Raw genomic sequence first — 18347 nt, 5'->3', positions numbered from 1 at the left:
GACCGGCAGCAGAGAGCATGCGCGGACCGTTCGGCGGCGAGCTCGCGCGAGCCGCACATGCATTTGCGCTCGACCCGCCGCGCCTGGCGTCGCGACGCGGGTCTTGCGTTGCCCGCAGTGATTGCGGTCGGCGCAGCGATCGCGGCACTGACCGGCACGTGGTTCGACGCGGCATTGACGGAGTCGCGCCGCACCCGCGCGTTGTCGGATCGGTTGATCGCCTTCCACGCGGCCGATGCCGCGCTTGCCGCGTGCACCTGGCGATTGCTGCGCGGCTCGGCGCCGTATGTGAACGAAAGCGAATCGCATGCGGAACCCGTCGCATGGCGACGCATGCCGCCGCTGGCGGCGGTCGAAGCATTCGCGCCATTCGCCGGTTGGCCGACGGCCGCGCAACCGCCGCGATGCCTGATCGAGGCGTGGCGGCGTCCGGCAGGGCAGGCCGGCGAGCGCACTTACCTGGTCACCGCGCGCGGCGTCGGCGCGCACGCGTCGAGCGCCGTGTGGCTGCAACACCAGGTCGCGATACGCGACGGCCACATCGTCGTGCTGCGCTGGCGTCGTGTCGCGGCGGTGCTTCGATGAACGGCCGCCTGTCGATGGGCCGGGCGGCGGGATTCACGCTGATCGAACTGATGATCGTGCTTGCGATCGTCGCGGTGCTGGCCGGCTGGGGAATTCCGTCGTATCGCGAGCATGTCGTGCGTGTTCACCGCGCGTCGGCGGTGTCCGCGCTGTACCGTGCGGCCCAGTATCTAGAAACGCTGGACGGGGCGCCGCCTGCAGCATTGCCGGATGCGCTCGCGCACGCGCCGCCGGACGGGCATGCCGTGTATCGATTGACGCTCGGGCGGCCCGACGGCGACGATTCGCCGGTGAGCTACGAACTGGCAGCGACGCCGCTCGACACCGGCCCGATGCGCGACGATGCATGCGGCACATTCACGCTGCGCTCGGACGGCACGAAGGGCAATGCAGGAACCGATGACGCCGATGAACCGGGCGCCGTCTGCTGGGGCGGGCGCTGAGTTCGCAAGGAAGGCGCGCAGCGGCTATGGCCGTGCGCGCGGGGATGCCGACGGTCAGTCGTCGTGTGCGTCGAGCCCGCGCTCGTCGCGGGACTGCTTCCAGATCCGGTAGACCTCCCACGCGGCGAAGCCGAGCGTGCCCCACTTCAACGCGGGGCCCGCACTCGCGCGCAGCAGCGAGCGAACGGGTTTCGCCAGCACGAGCGACGCGAGCGAGCTCAACATCGGATACTGGTTGACGAGCTGACCGAGGCTTGCGTTCAGGTTCTTCGCCGACTGGCCGAACTTGTGGGAGGACAGGCCGGGGATGAACACCTTGAGCCAACTGAAGCGCGTGACGGCCTGACGCATTTCGGCGGCGGCTTCCGCGAGTTCGAGCCGCTCGACTTCGGATCGCAGGATCAGCAATTCCTTGCGGAGCGCGCGGTGCTGCGATGCGCTCCAGTTCGATCGCGACGAATGGGAGCGGGATGAATTGCCCGTGATGTTCTGGCTCATGGCGCGTCGGCGAGATAGGTGGGAGGGATGAGCGCGAGGGCGTTCACGACTTGCCGCGGAACAGGTCGCGGTCTTTCTCGAGTTCGGCGAGCGTCGCCTCGAACACGGTCGGCGCGTCGCGCAGGCCCGAGCGGGCCTTCAGCGCGCACACGATGCCGCCAACGGCATACAGCGCGGTGATCGCGGCGAGCGCCTGCCAGCGGTAGGTATCCCAGAACGCGATCGCGACCAGCACGGTCAGGCTGATGAGCGCCATCGTCGCGAGCATCATCGCGGCGAGTCCGAGGAACAGCACGCCCATCAGGCGCTCCTTCTCCTCGGCGAGCTCGATGCCCACCAGTTCGAGGCGCGTCTGCAGAAGGCCGATGGCGGAGCCGACGAGGCGGCGCAGCGGTCCTTGACCGGACGGCTGCGAGGGGGTGTCTGTCGTCATGGATGAGGGGCTTGCGCGTGCAGTGAGCAGCTAGGACAAAGCCGGCCGGCGCAGCCGGCTGGCTTCGACGCCCGCGGGCCGCGCGACGCGGCCTGCGGGACGAAACGGCGCCAAGCGCGTTACTTGCGGTTGATCAGCAGGCCGATCAGCACGCCGACGCCGGCGGCCACGCCGATCGACGTCCACGGATGCTCGTGCACGTAGTCGTCGGTCGCGCGCGCGGCCTTCTTGCCTTTCTCGACCACCACGACCTGGACGTCGGCCGCCTTTTCCTTGGCCTGCTTCAGGCGAGACATGGCCTTCTCGCGCAGCTCGGCCGCACGGTCGCCCGTGCTGCTCGCCGCTTGCTTGAGCAGGTCTTCGGCGTCCGAGAGAACGGTTTTGATATCCGACATCAGTTTCTCCTTGTTGATTTCCGACATTGCAACTCCCTTCGTGCTGTCATGCTGCAGGTTCACATCGTAGCGAAACCCCTGCCTGCTGGCGAGCCGGGAAGACACACGGCGGCAGCGCAAGACTGCATGGTAAACGACTTGTAATCATGAACAGAGCGACAAAGGATTGAAAAGTTTCCCTCGCGGCCCTCCGCCCTGCGACGACGCCGGGTAAAAATGACAAAAAAGTATGAATATCAAACGGAATAATCGTTCGCACGGCCCATTGCTTCCCGTAAGCTGATGGACTGCCTCGCGCTGTCCGGCGCGCGGTTTCAACCAGCATCGTTCGAGGAGGGAACATCATGAGTCTGCGTCTTGGCGACATCGCACCGGATTTCGAGCAGGAATCGAGCCTGGGCACCATCAAGTTTCACGAGTGGCTCGGCAACAGCTGGGGTGTCCTGTTCTCCCATCCGGCCGACTACACGCCGGTGTGCACGACCGAACTCGGGCTGACCTCGAAGCTGAAGGGCGAATTCGAGAAGCGCAACGTGAAGGTGATCGCGCTGTCGGTCGACGGCGTCGAATCGCACAAGGGCTGGATCAACGACATCAACGAAACGCAGTCGACGGTCGTGGGCTTCCCGATCATCGCCGACGCGGATCGCAAGGTATCGCAGCTGTACGACATGATTCACCCGAACGCGAACGAAACGCTGACGGTGCGTTCGCTGTTCGTGATCGACCCGAACAAGAAGGTGCGGCTCACGATCACCTATCCGGCCAGCACGGGGCGCAACTTCGACGAAGTGCTGCGCGTGATCGATTCGTTGCAACTGACCGACAATTACAAGGTCGCGACGCCCGGCAACTGGAAGGACGGCGACGACGTCGTGATCGTGCCGTCGCTGCAGGATCCGGAAGAGTTGAAGAAGCGCTTCCCGAAGGGCTTCAACGCGGTGCGTCCGTATCTGCGCCTGACGCCGCAGCCGAACAAGTAAGCAGCGGCAGCCCGGAGCTGCGGCTCCGATGACGAAGGCCCGCCCGGCAGCGATGCCGGGCGGGCCTTTTCCGTGGCGGCATGCGCGTGCGCGGCATCGCTGCCGCGTGCGTCATGGCCGGATCGTCAGAAAAATGCCTGGATACCCGTCTGCGCGCGGCCGAGGATCAGCGCGTGGATGTCGTGCGTGCCTTCGTACGTGTTGACCACCTCGAGGTTCACGAGGTGGCGCGCGACGCCGAATTCGTCGGAGATGCCGTTGCCGCCGAGCATGTCGCGCGCGAGGCGGGCGATGTCGAGCGCCTTGCCGCACGAGTTGCGCTTCATGATCGACGTGATTTCGACGGCGGCCGTGCCTTCGTCCTTCATCCGGCCGAGGCGCAGCACGCCTTGCAGGCCGAGCGTGATTTCGGTCTGCATGTCGGCGAGTTTCTTCTGAATCAACTGGTTCGCGGCGAGCGGCCGGCCGAACTGCCGGCGGTCGAGCACGTACTGGCGCGCGGTGTGCCAGCACGACTCGGCGGCGCCGAGCGCGCCCCACGCGATCCCGTAGCGCGCCGAGTTCAGGCAGGTGAACGGGCCGCGCAGGCCGCTCACGTTCGGCATCAGGTTCTCTTCGGGCACGAACACCTCATCGAGGACGATCTCGCCGGTGATCGATGCGCGCAGCCCGACCTTGCCGTGGATCGCCGGCGCCGACAGGCCCTTCCAGCCCTTCTCGAGGATGAAGCCGCGGATCGCGTCCTTGCCGTTTTCTTCCAGCTTCGCCCACACGACGAACACGTCGGCGATCGGCGAGTTGGTGATCCACATCTTCGCGCCGGACAGCGAGTAGCCGCCCGGCACCTTCTTCGCGCGCGTGACCATGCTGCCCGGATCGGAACCGTGGTTCGGCTCGGTCAGGCCGAAGCAGCCGATCCATTCGCCGGTCGCGAGCTTCGGCAGGTATTTCTGCTTCTGCGCGTCGGAGCCGAACTCGTGGATCGGCACCATCACGAGCGACGACTGCACGGACATCATCGACCGGTAGCCCGAATCGACGCGCTCGACTTCGCGCGCGATCAACCCGTAGCTCACGTAGTTGAGGCCGGGGCCGCCGTATTCCTCGGGAATCGTCGGGCCGAGCAGGCCGACCTCGCCCATCTCGCGAAAGATGGCCGCGTCGGTGCGTTCGTGGCGGAACGCTTCGGTGACGCGCGGCGCGAGCTTGTCCTGTGCGTACGCCTGCGCGGCATCGCGGACCATTCGCTCTTCCTCGGTCAGTTGCTGGTCGAGCAGCAGCGGATCGTCCCAATGAAAAGTTGCAGCACTCATCGTCTCATCTCCTGTCGGCCCGAGTGGCGCTGACTCGGCCCCATGCTTTGCGGTCGGTCGGAGCGGGCGTCTCGGCGTCGACTCCGCCCCCGTGTTTTTCGGTCGGGCAGAGGGGGCGCTTCGGTGCTTGCTCCGGGCTGATGCGTGAAGTTCGCTTGACTTGCGTTCCGCTGTGCGGAACAATGTTTTGCAAATCGAACTCAGTGTAGCACCGGATGACACTTTCAACCATCGACGACACCCCGATCGACGAGCGCAAGTTCGTCGTCGCGCTCGCGCGCGGGCTCGACCTGCTGCGCGCCTTCCGGCCCGGCGAGACGATGCTGGGCAATCGCGATTTCGCGGAACGCACGGGCCTGCCGAAGGCGACGGTGAACCGGCTCGCCTATACGCTGACGGTACTCGGCTATCTGCGCTACGACGAGACGCTCGGAAAGTATGCGCTGGACGCCGGCGTGCTGTCGCTCGGCTACGCGCTGCTGTCGGGCTCGGGGACGATCGATCTCGCGCGGCCGCACATGCAGGCGCTGGCGCGCGAGATCGGCGCGGCGGTGTCGCTCGGCTGCCGAGACGGGCTCGACATGATCTACCTGGAGACGATCCGCAGCGAGACCGCGTTGACGCTCGGGCTCGCGCCCGGTTCGCGGCTGTCGATGCTGACGAGCTCGATGGGGCGCGCGTACCTGGCCGTGCAGCCGGAGGACGCGCGCCGCGCGCTTTATGCCGAACTGCACCGCGCGGCCGGCGGCGCGGCCGACGCCGATGCGCTCGTCGAGGCCGCGCAGCGCGCGGTGGCCGAGTTCTCGACGGGCGGTTGCTGCTATTCGTTCCGCGCGTGGCACATGGACGTGAATGCGGCGGCCGTGCCGTTTCGCGAGCCGCGCGAGGGGCGCTGGCTGATCCTGAGCTGCAGCGGCCCCGCATCGTCGATGGACGAGGGCGTGTTTCGCACGCAGGTCGGACCGCGACTGAAGGCGCTCGCGCAGCGGCTCGGGCCGACGATCTGAGCAAGCGCGCGGGCGTTGCCGTCGCGCGGCAACCGGTTGGTTCGCGCCGGGGCGGTGTAGGGCGTAAGGCGTAGAGCGTCGGGCGTAGGGCTAGGGCGTAAGGCGTAGGGAGTAGGGAGTAGGGCGTAAAGCGTAGAGCGCGGCGCCGTTGCGTATTGCGCGACGGGAGAACCGCGCTCATCATCGTTCGCGTGCTTCCCGACGACGAGGTTTGCAATGGCGCACGCCGAACCGATGGAAGGCGGATGCGCGTGCGGCGCGATCCGCTACCGTATCGCCGACGTTCCCGCCGACGCGGGCTTTTGCCACTGCCGGCTCTGCCAGCGCACGACCGGCGCGGCGGTCGTTGCGTCGGCATCGGTGCCGATCGGCGCATTCGAATACCTGCAGGGCGAACCGACCGTCTATGCATCGAGCGCGTGGGGCGAGCGGCGCTTCTGCGGCCGTTGCGGCGCGCAGCTCGAATACCGGCGCTCCGACGCGCCGCAGACGGTCGAGATCAATTCCGCGACGCTCGACGAACCGTCGCGGCTGCGTCCGGCGTGGCATGTCTGGTACGGGAATCGTTTCCCCGGCATCGAGATCGACGACGATCTACCGAAGTACGCCGACGGCGGACCAGAATAGGCGCACATCGGCGTCGCGGCACCGGCGTCGAGGGCGCGCAAGCGCGTCCGGCCTTGCTGCATGAACGAACCAGGAACCGACCGGCGTCGCGCCACGCTGCGTGCCGAAACCCGATCCGCGAAGCGACACGACACCGGCGTGCGCCGTCCGGCGCGCCGCTGCCGCGCGCCTTCCCCGCCGATCGCTCAGGCCGTCACGACCTTCGCGAACACCGGCCCCTGCATGAACCGCACGTCGTGCTGGCGCAGCAGCTCGCACTGCGTCTCGTCGACGACGCCGTCGAAGATCAGCGGAATCCGCACGCGCTGTGCGTAGGCGACGAGCGCCTTGACCATCCCGTCGCGCAACGCGATGCCCGCATCCATCTTGATGTAGTCGGGGCGCGCCATGTCCGATTCGACCGCGAGGATGCGGCCCGGGTCCGGCAGCTTGTCCGCGACCTTGAACCCGTGATGCTGGTAGCTGCGCGTCAGGTAGCCGAGGAACGTCTTGTGGGCGACCGCGACCGCCGGCAGCTCGATCACGATCCGCTCGGGCGGCAGCCCGAAGCGCTGCAGCACCGACGAGAAATGCTTGCCGTGGTCGTATTTCACGCTCTTGAGCAGCCGCTCGTGCACGCGCAGGAACAACAGCCCGTGGCGCTGCGCCCCGAAGAAATTGATCGCGTGCAGCGCGCGCGACAGGCGGTCGATCGCGACCAGCGTCTGGTCGTCGACGGCCGCGTCGACCGGATCGTGCTGCGCGCCCGTGACGAGCGTGACGGCCTGGAAGCCGAGCTCGTCGCCGTAGCGCTCGATCGCGTCGGCGAACGACGTCGATTGCGGCGAGCCGGGCATCGTCACGTCGTAGATCGGCTCGTACGCGCTGGCGAGCGTGCGCTCGGGCAGATTCGCGCACGCGGTGCCGCCCTCGGCAAGCGCGAGGTGTTCCCGCAGATACGGTAGTTGCCCTGCACGGGCGACCAGCTCGGGGATGGTAGGCGGAATCATCGGCGTGAGAAGGAAAAATGGCGGCCGAAAGGGCCGCCTCGTTGACTTGATATTAGCAGTGCGCGCCGCGCTCGGCTCGGCGTTTCGCTCATATGGTTATCCCGTCCCCGTGGCGATGGCTAGGGTTTACGTTGATTTCACTATTCGTAATTGGTTTTACTATTCGTAAATCCAGAATGTGTCGCCGATCAAGCAATGCGGCATGCGGGCGCCGCGAAGCGGCGCAGTTCGCGAATCAACGGGAAGCAAGGAGCGAGACGTGGCGGTTGACAGGACAGGCGGGCAGGCGCACCGGCAGGAGACGGACGGCACGACGGGCGCGGCGGTGCGCGCACGGCGCGGTTGAGGAGCGGATGGCGACCATGAGCATCGATTACCAGACGCTGAAGTTCGAGTACCGCGCCCGCGCGCACGACGCGGCCGTCCACCCGGTGATCGTCGTCGGCGCGGGCCCGGTGGGCCTCGCGGCCGCGATCGACCTCGCCCAGCAGGGCGTACCCGTCGTGCTGCTCGACGACGACGACACGCTGTCGACCGGCTCGCGCGCGATCTGCTTCGCGAAGCGCACGCTCGAGATCTTCGACCGGCTCGGCTGCGGCGAGCGCTTCGTCGACAAGGGCGTGAGCTGGCACGTCGGCAAGGTGTTCCTGCAGGACGAGCAGCTTTACGCGTTCGACCTGCTGCCCGAGGAGGGGCATGCGCGCCCCGCGTTCATCAACCTGCAGCAGTACTACGTCGAAGGCTATCTGGCCGAGCGCGCGTTCGAGCTGCCGAACATCGACATCCGCTGGAAGCACAAGGTGACGGGTATCGAGCAGTCGGCCGAACACGCGGTGCTGACGGTCGAGACGCCGGACGGCGTCGCGACGCTGCGCGCGCAGTACGTGATCGCGGCCGACGGCTCGCGCAGCCCGATGCGCACGATGATGGGCCTGGAAAGCCGCGGCCGCACGTTCAAGGACCGCTTTCTGATCGCCGACGTGAAGATGAAGGCGGAGTTTCCGACCGAGCGCTGGTTCTGGTTCGATCCGCCGTTTCACCGCAACCAGTCGGTGCTGCTGCACCGCCAGCCCGACAACGTGTGGCGCATCGACTTCCAGCTCGGCTGGGATGCCGATCCCGTCGCCGAGAAGCAGCCGGAGCGCGTGATCCCGCGCGTGCGCGCGCTGCTCGGGCCGGACGTCGAGTTCGAGCTCGAGTGGGTGAGCGTCTATACGTTCCGCTGCCAGCGAATGGACACGTTCCGTCACGGCCGCGTGCTGTTCGCGGGCGATTCCGCGCACGGCGTGTCGCCGTTCGGCGCGCGCGGCGCGAACAGCGGCGTGCAGGACGCGGACAACCTCGCGTGGAAGCTGAAGCTGGTGCTCGACGGCCATTCCGCCGACGCCCTGCTCGATACGTATGCGAGCGAGCGCGAGTTCGCGGCCGACGAGAACATCCGCCACTCGACGCGCTCGACCGATTTCATCACGCCGAAGAGCGCGGTGTCGCGCGTGTTCCGCGATGCGACGCTGAAGCTCGCGCGCGACTGCGAGTTCGCGCGCAAGCTGGTGAACAGCGGGCGCCTGTCGGTGCCGGCCGTGCTCGCCGATTCGCCGCTCAACACGCCGGACCGCGCCGGCGACGCATTCGCGTGCGCGATGCGGCCGGGCGCGGCGGCGGCCGATGCGCCGGTGCGCGTGCAGGGCGCGCCGGGCTGGCTGCTGCAGCATCTGCGCGGCGGCTTCACCGGCGTGCTGTTCGGCTTGCCGGGCGACGCGGCGGCGCTCGCGCAGGCCGTCGGCGGTCTCGCGCTGCCGGTGCGTCCCGTGCTCGTCGTGCCGGCCGGGCACGCGCAGCCGGTGGCCGGCGTCGACGTCGTGGAGGACGTCGACGGGCTCGCCGCGCGGCGCTACGACGCGCAGCCCGGCACGTTCTACCTGTTGCGCCCCGACCAGCACGTCTGCGCACGCACGCGCACGCTCGACCGTCAGGCGATTGCCGACGCACTGGCGCGCGCGACCTGCGCCCGCTGATACGACAAAGAAAGACACCGGAGACACCGTCATGCCCCCACTCGATACCCGCCCGCGCCTGGCCGACCCCGACGCGTTCTACGAAGCGCTGATCGACATGCATCGCGATCTGTCGGATGCCGACAGCCAGCTCGTCAACGCGAAGCTGATCCTGTTGCTCGCGAACCAGGTCGGCGACGCCGACGTGCTGCGCGAAGCGATGGCGCTCGCGCGCCAGGGCGTGACGCCGCCCGTGCATCCGGCCGCCGAGGTCGCGCAATGAGCGCGGCGCCGGCCGACGCGCGCGTGCTCGAAGTCGAGCGCGTGATCGACGAGACCCATCGCCCGGGGTTTCACTGGATGCTGCTGATGCTGTGCGGGCTATGCCTCGTGATCGACGGGTTCGATGCGCAGGCGATGGGCTACGTCGCGCCCAGCGTGATCGCCGAATGGGGCGTGCCGAAGCAGGCGCTCGGGCCGGTGTTCAGCGCGAGCCTGTTCGGGATGCTGCTCGGCGCGCTCGGGCTGTCGGTGCTGGCCGACCGGATCGGCCGGCGCCCGGTGCTGATCGGCTCGACGCTGTTCTTCGCGGCGACGATGCTCGCGACGCCGTTCGCGCGCTCGATCCCCGTGCTGATGGCGCTGCGCTTCGTCACCGGCCTCGGCCTCGGCTGCATCATGCCGAACGCGATGGCGCTGGTCGGCGAGTTCAGCCCGGCCGCGCATCGCGTGAAGCGGATGATGATCGTGTCGTGCGGCTTCACGCTCGGCGCGGCGGTCGGCGGCTTCATCAGCGCGGCGCTGATTCCGGCGCTGGGCTGGCGTTCGGTGTTCTTCGTCGGCGGCGCGGTGCCGCTCGTGCTGACGATCGCGATGTTCGCGCGGCTGCCGGAGTCGCTGCAGTTCCTGGTGCTGAAAGGGCGCGTCGCGCAGGCGCGCGACTGGCTCGCGCGGTTCGCGCCGCAAGCCGGCATCGATGCGAATACGCGGCTCGTCGTGCGCGAGCGTGCCGCGAGCGGCGCGCCGGTCGCCGAGCTGTTCCGCCATGGCCGCCTGCCGGTCACGCTGCTGCTGTGGGCCATCAGCTTCATGAACCTGATCGACCTGTACTTCCTGTCGAACTGGCTGCCGACCGTGATGCGCGAAGCCGGTTATTCGCCGAGCACGGCGGTGATCGTCGGCACGGTGCTGCAGACGGGCGGCGTGATCGGCACGCTGTCGCTCGGCTGGTTCATCGAACGTCACGGCTTCGTGCGCGTGCTGTTCGCATGCTTCGCGTGCGCGGCCGTGTCGGTGGGGCTGATCGGCTCGGTCGCGCATGCGCTGCCGTGGCTGCTGGTCGTCGTGTTCGCGGGCGGGTTCTGCGTCGTCGGCGGGCAGCCGGCCGTGAACGCGCTCGCGGGCCAGTATTACCCGACGTCGCTGCGCTCGACCGGCATCGGCTGGAGCCTCGGTATCGGCCGGATCGGCTCGGTGCTCGGGCCGCTCGTCGGCGGGCAACTGATTGCGCTCAACTGGTCGAACGGCGCGCTGTTCCACGCGGCCGCGGTACCCGTGCTGTGCTCGGCGCTGTTCGTGCTGGGCCTGGCGGGCGTCACGCGGCGCAGCGGCGCGCAGGCGCCGGACGCCGCCCTGAATTGATGGAGAAAGGAAACGATGACGCTTGACCTGTCGAAACCGGCGACCGCCGGCTACCTGAGCGGTTTCGCGAACGAATTCGCGACCGAGGCGCTGCCCGGCGCGCTGCCGCACGGGCGCAACTCGCCGCAGCGCGCGCCGTACGGGCTGTACGCGGAGCAGTTGTCGGGCACCGCGTTCACCGCGCCGCGCGGCCACAACCGCCGCGCGTGGCTGTACCGGATTCGCCCGGCCGCCGTGCACCGGCCGTTCGAGCCGTACGCGGGCCCGCAGCGGCTCGTGTCGGAATTCGGCGATTCGGCCGACGTGCCGCCGACGCCGCCGAACCAGTTGCGCTGGGATCCGCTGCCGATGCCGGTCGAGCCGACCGATTTCGTCGACGGCCTCGTGACGATGGCCGGCAACGGCTCGGCTGCCGCGATGAACGGCTGCGCGATCCACTTGTATGCGGCGAACCGCTCGATGCAGGACCGCTTCTTCTACAGCGCGGATGGCGAACTGCTGATCGTGCCGCAGCAGGGGCGCCTGTTCATCGCGACCGAATTGGGCCGGCTCGACGTCGAGCCGTTCGAGATCGCGGTGATTCCGCGCGGCGTGCGTTTTGCCGTCGCGCTGCCGGACGGCGACGCGCGCGGCTACATCTGCGAGAACTTCGGCGCGCTGCTGCGCCTGCCGGATCTCGGCCCGATCGGCTCGAACGGGCTCGCGAACCCGCGCGACTTCCTGACGCCGCAGGCCGCCTACGAAGATCGCGAAGGTGCGTTCGAGCTGATCGCGAAGCTGAACGGGCGCCTCTGGCGCGCGGACATCGGCCATTCGCCGCTCGACGTCGTCGCGTGGCACGGCAACTACGCACCGTACAAATACGATCTGCGCCTGTTCAATACGATCGGCTCGATCAGCTTCGACCATCCCGATCCGTCGATCTTCCTCGTGCTGCAGGCGCAGAGCGACACGCCGGGCGTCGACACGATCGACTTCGTGATCTTCCCGCCGCGCTGGCTCGCGGCCGAGGATACGTTCCGCCCGCCGTGGTTCCACCGCAACGTCGCGAGCGAGTTCATGGGGCTCGTGCACGGCGCGTACGACGCGAAGGCCGAAGGCTTCGTGCCGGGCGGCGCGAGCCTGCACAACTGCATGTCGGGCCACGGGCCCGATGCGGACACGTTCGAGAAGGCGTCCGCGAGCGATACGACGAAGCCGCACAAGGTCGACGCGACGATGGCGTTCATGTTCGAAACCCGCACGCTGATCCGGCCGACGCGCTACGCGCTCGACACCGCGCAGCTGCAGGCCGATTACTTCGAATGCTGGCAAGGCATCAAGAAACACTTCAATCCGGAGCAAAAGTGAGCGATACCCAAGACTGGCGCGCGACGCTCGACCCGGCTCGCAAGAGCTGGGTCGAGACCGCGAACGATCCTGCCTGCGATTTCCCGATCCAGAACCTGCCGTTCGGGATCTTCAGCGATGCGAAGCAACCGGCGCGCCGTGCGGGCGTCGCGCTGGGCGACCGGATCGTCGATCTCGCCGCGCTCGCGCGTGCGGGCCTCGTGACGCTGCCGGCCGGCGCCGATGCGTTCGCCGCGCCGACGCTCAACGCGTTCATCGCGCTCGGCCGCGACGCGTGGCGCAGCGTGCGCGTGCAGTTGTCGGACCTGTTCTCGCGCGACAACGCGCGGCTGCGCGACGATGCGGCGCTGCGCGCGCAGGTGCTCGTCGCGCAGCGCGATGCGACGCTGCATCTGCCGGTCGAGATTCCCGGCTACACCGATTTCTATTCGTCGAAGGAGCACGCGACCAACGTCGGCTCGATGTTCCGCGATCCGAAGAATGCGCTGCTGCCGAACTGGTCGGAGATGCCGATCGGCTACAACGGCCGCGCGTCGTCGGTGGTCGTGAGCGGCACGCCGGTGCGGCGCCCGAACGGGCAACTGAAGCTGCCCGACCAGGAGCGTCCGGTGTTCGGCGCATGCCGCAAGCTCGACATCGAACTGGAGACGGGCTTCATCGTCGGCCAAGGCAATGCGCTCGGCGAGCCGATCGCGTGCGAGGACGCGGAAGCGCATATCTTCGGGATGGTGCTGCTGAACGACTGGAGCGCGCGCGACATCCAGCAGTGGGAGTACGTGCCGCTCGGGCCGTTCAACTCGAAGGGCTTCGCGACGACGATCTCGCCGTGGATCGTCACGCTCGACGCGCTCGAACCGTTCCGCGTCGCGCAGCCGGAGCAGTCGCCGCAGCCGCTCGCGTATCTGCGGCATGCGGGCAAGCATGCATTCGACATCGCGCTCGAAGTGACGCTGCGCGCCGAGGGGGCGGCCGAAGCGACGTCGATCTGCCGCACGAATTTCAAGCACATGTACTGGACGATGGCGCAGCAGTTGGCGCATCACACGGTGGCCGGCTGCAACACGCGCGTGGGCGACCTGATGGGTTCGGGCACGATCAGCGGGCCGACCAAGGATTCGTTCGGCAGCCTGCTCGAACTGACGTGGAACGGCAAGGAGCCGGTCGCGCTGAACGGCGGCGGCAGCCGCACGTTCATCGAGGACGGCGACGAGTTGACACTGACGGGATGGTGCCAGGGCGACGGCTATCGCGTCGGCTTCGGCACGTGTGCCGGCAAGATTTTGCCGGCGCGGCGTGCTTGACGGACCGCAGCGCGAGAAGTCACACGCAGGCCGGCCACGCTAGTACGGCATGACGGGGCGGTCCGCATTGCGCGGGCCGTTTTTCGTTTATCGGAGCATGGGTGCGAGCGGGCCGACGCGTATCGATGCATGATGTTGCGCGCCAACGCCAACGCCAACGCCAACGCCAACGCCAACGCCAACGCCAACGCCAACGCCAACGCCAACGCCAACGCCAATCTGCATCAGACCGCGCGTTGCACCGCCGCGCGTCGTTCCCACAACGCGGCCGCGACGAACGCGGCGACGCAGGCGACCAGCACGCCGACCAGCGCGTTGCTGCCCAGTTGCTCCATCAACGCGCCCGCCACCAGCGGGCCGCCGAAGCTCGCGGCGCTCCACGACGCCGACACGAGCGAGCTCGCGGTGACGAGCGCCGCGCCGCGGAAACGCTCGCCGCACGCGACGAGCGACAGCGTGTAGATGCTGCCGGCCGCCGCGCCGAGCACGAACAGCAGCGGCCAGCACAGCCACGGGTTCGCGATCACGAACGGCAGCAGCGGCAGGCCGGCGAGCACGATCCATCCGGCGCCGAGATGCACGCGTTCGCGGCCGAGCTTGTCCGCGAGCCAGCCGATCGGGAACTGCATCGCGGTATCGCCGAACAGCATGATCGACGCGAGCAGCACGGCGGTCGCGCTCGCGACGCCGTGATCCATCGCGTAGAGCGGCAGCAGCGACAGCGCGAGCGTATCGAACAGCGCGAAGAAGCCGGTGCCGATGATCAGCGCGGGCATGCGCGGCAGCACGTCGAGCCAGCGGCCGTGCGCGTCGTGATGCGCGTCGTCGCCGGCGAGCGGCGCACGGCGGATCGTCGCGAGCGTCGGCAGCGCGAGCAGGAACAGCGCGCCGCACAGCGCGAAGCGGATGCTCGTCGCGCCGGCGATCTGGCTGACGAGCACCGGGCCTGCCATCTGGAACAGCGTGAAATTGGTCGCGTAGATCGCGACGACGCGGCCGCGCGTCGAATCGTCGGCGAGCTGGTTGACCCATGCCTCGCCGATCGTGAACAGCAGCATCAGCGCGGCGCCGCACAGCACGCGCAGCACGCCCCACAGGACCAGGTTCGACGTGAACTGCATCAGCGCGGTGGCGGCCGCGAGCAGCACGACCGACACGACGATCGCGCGGCGCGCGCCGATATGCCGTGCGAGCGCGGTGACGAACGGGACGATCGCGAGGCCGCCGAGGGCCTGCGCGGCCGTCAGCATGCCGACGACGTTGGTGCCGTGTCCGGCTTCGGTCAGTGCAAGTGCGGTGAGCGGCAGCGTGGCGCCGGTGCCGAGGCCGATCACCGCGACGCTCAGGATCAGTGCGAGAAAATCGCGATTGAGAATGGCTTTCATCGGCCGCGATGCTACACCGCGATCGTTGAAAGGTCCATGAAGGCCATCAGGTTCGGATGGCGTTGTGTCCGCAACGATCGCATGAGGGCGATGTCATACGTACTCGGTCGGCACGGCCACCGGGCGGCGTTCGAGCGACGCCGACCACAGCGTGAGCGCGAGCGCGGCGACGGCCATCGCGACGCCGACCCACGGCAGGTTCACGAGCGACACGCCGGAGCCGATCGCCATGCCGCCGAGCCACGCGCCGGTCGCGTTGCCGAGGTTGAACGCGCCCTGATTCAGCGTCGATGCGAGGTTCGGCGCGTCGCTCGCGCGATCGACGATCATGATCTGCAGCGGCGGCACGATCGCGAACGCGAGGATGCCCCACACGAAAATCGTCGCGAGCGCGGCGAACGGCAGATGCATCGTGCCCGCGAACAGCGCGAGGACGATGCCGATCAGCGCGAGCGTCGCGATCAGCGACGGCATCCGGCGCCAGTCGGCGAGCTTGCCGCCGAGCGTGCCGCCGACCGTCAGGCCGAGGCCGAACAGCAGCAGCACGTAGGTGACCTGGCGTGGCGAGAAGCCCGTCACGTCCTCGAGGATCGGCGTGATGTACGTGAACACGCTGAACAGGCTCGCGGACGCGAGCACGCTGATGCCGAGCACCATCAGCACCTGCGGGTGCTTCAGCACGCTGAATTCGCGCGTGATGCTGGTGTCGGGCATCGCGAGGTTTTTCGGCAGGCACACCGCGAGCGCGGCGGCCGCGGCGATGCCGATGCCGGTGACGGCCCAGAACGTCGCGCGCCAGCCGAACGCCTGGCCGAGTGCGGTGCCGAGCGGCACGCCGAGCACGTTCGCGAGCGTGAGGCCGGTGAACATCAGCGCGATCGCCTGCGCGCGGCGGTTCGGCGCGACGAGGTTGCTCGCGACCACCGAGCCGATGCCGAAGAACGCACCGTGGCAGAACGCGGTGACGACGCGCGCGGCCATCAGTACCGCATAGCCGGGCGCGATCGCGCAGAACAGGTTGCCCGCGATGAACAGCCCGATCAGGCCCATCAGCGCACGCTTGCGCGGCATCTTCGCGGTGACGATCGCGAGGATCGGCGCGCCGACCGTCACGCCGAGCGCATAGCCCGACACGAGCATCCCGGCGGCCGGGATCGACACGCCGAGGTCGCGCGCGGCGTTCGGCAGCAGGCCCATGATCACGAATTCGGTGGTACCGATTCCAAATGCGGCGACGGCAAGGGCGAAAAGAGGCAGGGGCATCGCGGTAGGCTCGGGAAAGGATGCCGCTCGAGCCGGGCGCGGGATGCGCGGGACGGGCGGTCGGTCAGGCGAACGTCAGCCGCGATTCTACTTCAGTGAAAACCCCTATGCTTGGGGCCAAAACGGTTGTTGCCGGCGTGCGACGGGGCGGCGGGCAGGGGGCTCACCCGGTGGGATCGGTGGCGATCCGGCTGCGGCGCGATGGTGGCTGCCGAACCGTGCCTCAGGCGATGCGTTCGGGCGCCCCGTCGGGCATCGCGCCCGAGATTTCTTTGGTTTCAGTGCCTGTCGGCGACGCAGCCGATCCGGCCCCGTCGATCGCCGCCGGCGCGTCCCAGCCGTTCTCGAACAGGCAGGCTTCGATCGGCATCCGCGCGGCCCAGCGTTCTGCTTCGAGCATCGGCTTCGCATAGAACGCATCGACGTGCCCGACGCACAGCACGGCGATCGGCTTCGCGCCGTCGGGCATCCGCAGCAGCGTGCGCAGCGCATCGACGTCGAACAGCGACACCCAGCCCATCCCGAGGCCTTCCGCGCGCGCCGCGAGCCACATGTTCTGGATCGCGCACGCGGCGGATGCCAGATCCATCTCCGGCAGCGTGCGGCGGCCGAACACATGGCGTTCGCGGCCGTCGGCGAGCGCGACGACCAGGAGCTCGCCGCATTCGCGCACGCCCTCGACCTTCAGCCGCATGAACTCGTCCTGACGCTCGCCGAGCGCGTCGGCGGTCGCGCGGCGCTCGGCCTCGACCAGCGCGTGAATGGCGGTGCGCAATGCGGGATCGGTGACGCGGATGAAGCGCCACGGCTGCATGAAGCCGACGCTCGGTGCGTGGTGCGCCGCGCGCAGCAGCCGCGCGAGCACGGCCGGATCGACGGGCCCCGGCGTGAAGTGGCGCATGTCGCGCCGTTCGAAGATGGCACGATAGACGGCGGCGATGTCGGAATCGTCGAAACGCATGAGCGGCAAAGGCAGGGAAGGACGTCGGCGCAACGATAACAGACGGCGCGCACGAAACGTTACTTCATGCGAAACAATGCACTCAATTGTTGACGAAGTGGGGCGCGGTGCGTGGCAGCAGACAGAAGCAAACGATTGCGGGCGCGCTGCCGACCATGAAACGGGCAGTTTTTCAACGGTTCGCGATCACGACGTTCTGCGGAGCGCCCGCATGCCACGCCTCGATGTTCAACAGTGTCGTGTGCGCGATCTCGGCCAGCGCCTCGCGCGTGAAGAATGCCTGGTGCGACGTGACGATCACGTTCGGGAACGTCAGCAGGCGCGCGAGCACGTCGTCCTGCAGCGGCAGGTCGGAGTGATCCTCGAAGAAGAGCCCGCTTTCCTCTTCGTACACGTCGAGCCCGAGATGGCCGAGCTGGCCGCGCTTGAGCGCGTCGACCAGCGCCTGCGCATCGACGAGGCCGCCGCGCCCCGTGTTGATCAGCATCGCGCCGTGCTTCATCCGCGCGAGCGTGCGTTCGTTGATCAGGTGGTGTGTCGACGGCAGCAGCGGGCAATGCAGGCTGACGATGTCGGCGTGATGCAGCAACTCGTCGAGCTCGACGTAGCGCGCGCCGAACGCGATCAGCTCGTCGTTGTACGGCGGCACCGAGTGCGCGAGCACGTGCATCCCGAACCCCATCATGATCTTCGCGAACACGCTGCCGATGATGCCGGTGCCGATCACGCCGACGGTCTTGCCGTGCAGGTCGAAGCCGAGCAGGCCGTTCAGCGAGAAATCGCCTTCGCGCGTGCGCGCGACGGCGCGCGGCAGGCGGCGGTTGAGCGCGAGGATCAGCGCGACCGCGTGCTCGGCGACCGCGTGCGGCGAATACGCGGGCACGCGTACGACCGCGACGCCGAGCCGTTCGGCGGCGGCGAGGTCGACATGGTTGAAGCCCGCCGAGCGCAGCGCGATCAGCCGCGTGCCGCCGTCGGCGAGCCGCTCGAGCACGGCCGCATCGACGGTGTCGTTGACGAACGGGCAGACGACGTCATAGCCGTGCGCGAGGATCGCCGTTTCCGCGTCGAGGTGCGACGGCTGGAAGTGCAGCCGATAGCCGAACTGCCGGTTGGCGGCGGTGAATGAATCGTCGTCGTACTGCCGGCTGCTGAACAGGATCACGCGCACGCTGCACC

At 68.3% G+C, this 18347-nt stretch carries 19 protein-coding genes; 10 read left to right on the top strand and 9 right to left on the bottom strand.

Features of this window, described 5'->3' with window-relative positions; all coding sequences use genetic code 11:
* Positions 1–120 precede the first annotated feature (120 nt).
* Positions 121–585: a pilus assembly protein gene (locus WS95_RS14825; protein WP_059824616.1), complete on the top strand. Its 465-nt coding sequence runs from the start codon at positions 121–123 to the stop codon at positions 583–585.
* Positions 582–1028: a type IV pilin protein gene (locus WS95_RS14820; RefSeq protein ID WP_059824437.1), complete on the top strand. Its 447-nt coding sequence runs from the start codon at positions 582–584 to the stop codon at positions 1026–1028. Before WS95_RS14825 ends, WS95_RS14820 begins: the two co-directional genes overlap by 4 nt.
* A gap of 54 nt (positions 1029–1082) precedes the next feature.
* Here WS95_RS14820 and WS95_RS14815 read toward each other — a convergent pair whose 3' ends face one another.
* The 3 genes from WS95_RS14815 to WS95_RS14805 all read right to left on the bottom strand — a co-directional run bounded on the left by WS95_RS14815 (position 1083) and on the right by WS95_RS14805 (position 2381).
* The gene (locus WS95_RS14815; RefSeq protein ID WP_034206527.1) at positions 1083–1526 is read right to left on the bottom strand and encodes a DUF3318 domain-containing protein; all 444 of its coding nucleotides are present in this window, start codon (positions 1524–1526) and stop codon (positions 1083–1085) included.
* Positions 1527–1569: 43 nt separating this feature from the next.
* Positions 1570–1959 (bottom strand): phage holin family protein, encoded by a 390-nt coding sequence (locus WS95_RS14810; RefSeq protein ID WP_059501079.1) that lies wholly within the window; start codon positions 1957–1959, stop codon positions 1570–1572.
* A 119-nt stretch (positions 1960–2078) separates the two neighbouring features.
* Complete coding sequence (locus WS95_RS14805; RefSeq protein ID WP_006494044.1) at positions 2079–2381, bottom strand: DUF883 family protein; 303 nt, start codon at positions 2379–2381, stop codon at positions 2079–2081.
* A gap of 317 nt (positions 2382–2698) precedes the next feature.
* On the opposite strand from WS95_RS14805, the gene WS95_RS14800 reads away from it, so the two are divergent.
* Positions 2699–3337 carry a peroxiredoxin gene (locus tag WS95_RS14800; RefSeq protein WP_006476788.1) on the top strand — a complete coding sequence of 213 codons (639 nt, stop codon included), beginning with the start codon at positions 2699–2701 and terminating at the stop codon, positions 3335–3337.
* Between the two features lie 125 nt (positions 3338–3462).
* Here the strand turns inward: WS95_RS14800 and WS95_RS14795 are convergent, their stop codons facing one another.
* Positions 3463–4650: an acyl-CoA dehydrogenase gene (locus WS95_RS14795; protein ID WP_034206529.1), complete on the bottom strand. Its 1188-nt coding sequence runs from the start codon at positions 4648–4650 to the stop codon at positions 3463–3465.
* Between the two features lie 215 nt (positions 4651–4865).
* On the opposite strand from WS95_RS14795, the gene WS95_RS14790 reads away from it, so the two are divergent.
* A complete protein-coding gene (locus tag WS95_RS14790; RefSeq protein ID WP_034206530.1) occupies positions 4866–5657 on the top strand; it encodes an IclR family transcriptional regulator in 792 nt (263 codons plus the stop codon).
* Between the two features lie 216 nt (positions 5658–5873).
* Entirely contained in the window at positions 5874–6284 is a 411-nt protein-coding gene (locus WS95_RS14785; RefSeq protein ID WP_034206531.1) for a GFA family protein, read from the top strand.
* A 185-nt stretch (positions 6285–6469) separates the two neighbouring features.
* Here the strand turns inward: WS95_RS14785 and WS95_RS14780 are convergent, their stop codons facing one another.
* The gene (locus WS95_RS14780; protein WP_034206532.1) at positions 6470–7273 is read right to left on the bottom strand and encodes an EAL domain-containing protein; all 804 of its coding nucleotides are present in this window, start codon (positions 7271–7273) and stop codon (positions 6470–6472) included.
* A 362-nt stretch (positions 7274–7635) separates the two neighbouring features.
* On the opposite strand from WS95_RS14780, the gene WS95_RS14775 reads away from it, so the two are divergent.
* Genes WS95_RS14775 through fahA form a run of 5 tightly spaced genes read left to right on the top strand, consistent with a single transcriptional unit; the run spans position 7636 to position 13559 of the window.
* Positions 7636–9288, top strand: coding sequence for an FAD-dependent oxidoreductase (locus WS95_RS14775; RefSeq protein ID WP_059824615.1), 1653 nt, complete (start codon positions 7636–7638; stop codon positions 9286–9288).
* Between the two features lie 31 nt (positions 9289–9319).
* Positions 9320–9550 carry a DUF2783 domain-containing protein gene (locus tag WS95_RS14770; protein WP_034206533.1) on the top strand — a complete coding sequence of 77 codons (231 nt, stop codon included), beginning with the start codon at positions 9320–9322 and terminating at the stop codon, positions 9548–9550.
* Positions 9547–10908, top strand: a complete 1362-nt coding sequence (locus tag WS95_RS14765; RefSeq protein WP_059824436.1) for an MFS transporter — start codon at positions 9547–9549, stop codon at positions 10906–10908. Before WS95_RS14770 ends, WS95_RS14765 begins: the two co-directional genes overlap by 4 nt.
* Positions 10909–10923: 15 nt before the next feature.
* Positions 10924–12258, top strand: coding sequence for a homogentisate 1,2-dioxygenase (gene hmgA / locus WS95_RS14760; protein WP_034206535.1), 1335 nt, complete (start codon positions 10924–10926; stop codon positions 12256–12258).
* A complete protein-coding gene (gene fahA, locus WS95_RS14755; protein WP_059824434.1) occupies positions 12255–13559 on the top strand; it encodes a fumarylacetoacetase in 1305 nt (434 codons plus the stop codon). The genes hmgA and fahA overlap by 4 nt, the downstream gene beginning before the upstream one ends.
* 224 nt (positions 13560–13783) lie before the next feature.
* Here the strand turns inward: fahA and WS95_RS14750 are convergent, their stop codons facing one another.
* The 4 genes from WS95_RS14750 to WS95_RS14735 form a co-directional block, all read right to left on the bottom strand.
* Positions 13784–14944, bottom strand: coding sequence for an MFS transporter (locus tag WS95_RS14750; RefSeq protein ID WP_059824433.1), 1161 nt, complete (start codon positions 14942–14944; stop codon positions 13784–13786).
* 93 nt (positions 14945–15037) lie between these two features.
* Entirely contained in the window at positions 15038–16207 is a 1170-nt protein-coding gene (locus tag WS95_RS14745; protein ID WP_059824432.1) for an MFS transporter, read from the bottom strand.
* A gap of 223 nt (positions 16208–16430) precedes the next feature.
* Complete coding sequence (gene bluB / locus WS95_RS14740) at positions 16431–17168, bottom strand: 5,6-dimethylbenzimidazole synthase (protein ID WP_059824430.1); 738 nt, start codon at positions 17166–17168, stop codon at positions 16431–16433.
* A 172-nt stretch (positions 17169–17340) separates the two neighbouring features.
* A complete protein-coding gene (locus WS95_RS14735; RefSeq protein WP_059824429.1) occupies positions 17341–18339 on the bottom strand; it encodes a 2-hydroxyacid dehydrogenase in 999 nt (332 codons plus the stop codon).
* Positions 18340–18347 lie beyond the last annotated feature (8 nt).

Source organism: Burkholderia sp. MSMB1826 (assembly GCF_001526325.1).
Lineage (GTDB): Bacteria > Pseudomonadota > Gammaproteobacteria > Burkholderiales > Burkholderiaceae > Burkholderia.
This window is presented reverse-complemented; position numbering and strand designations above follow the sequence as displayed.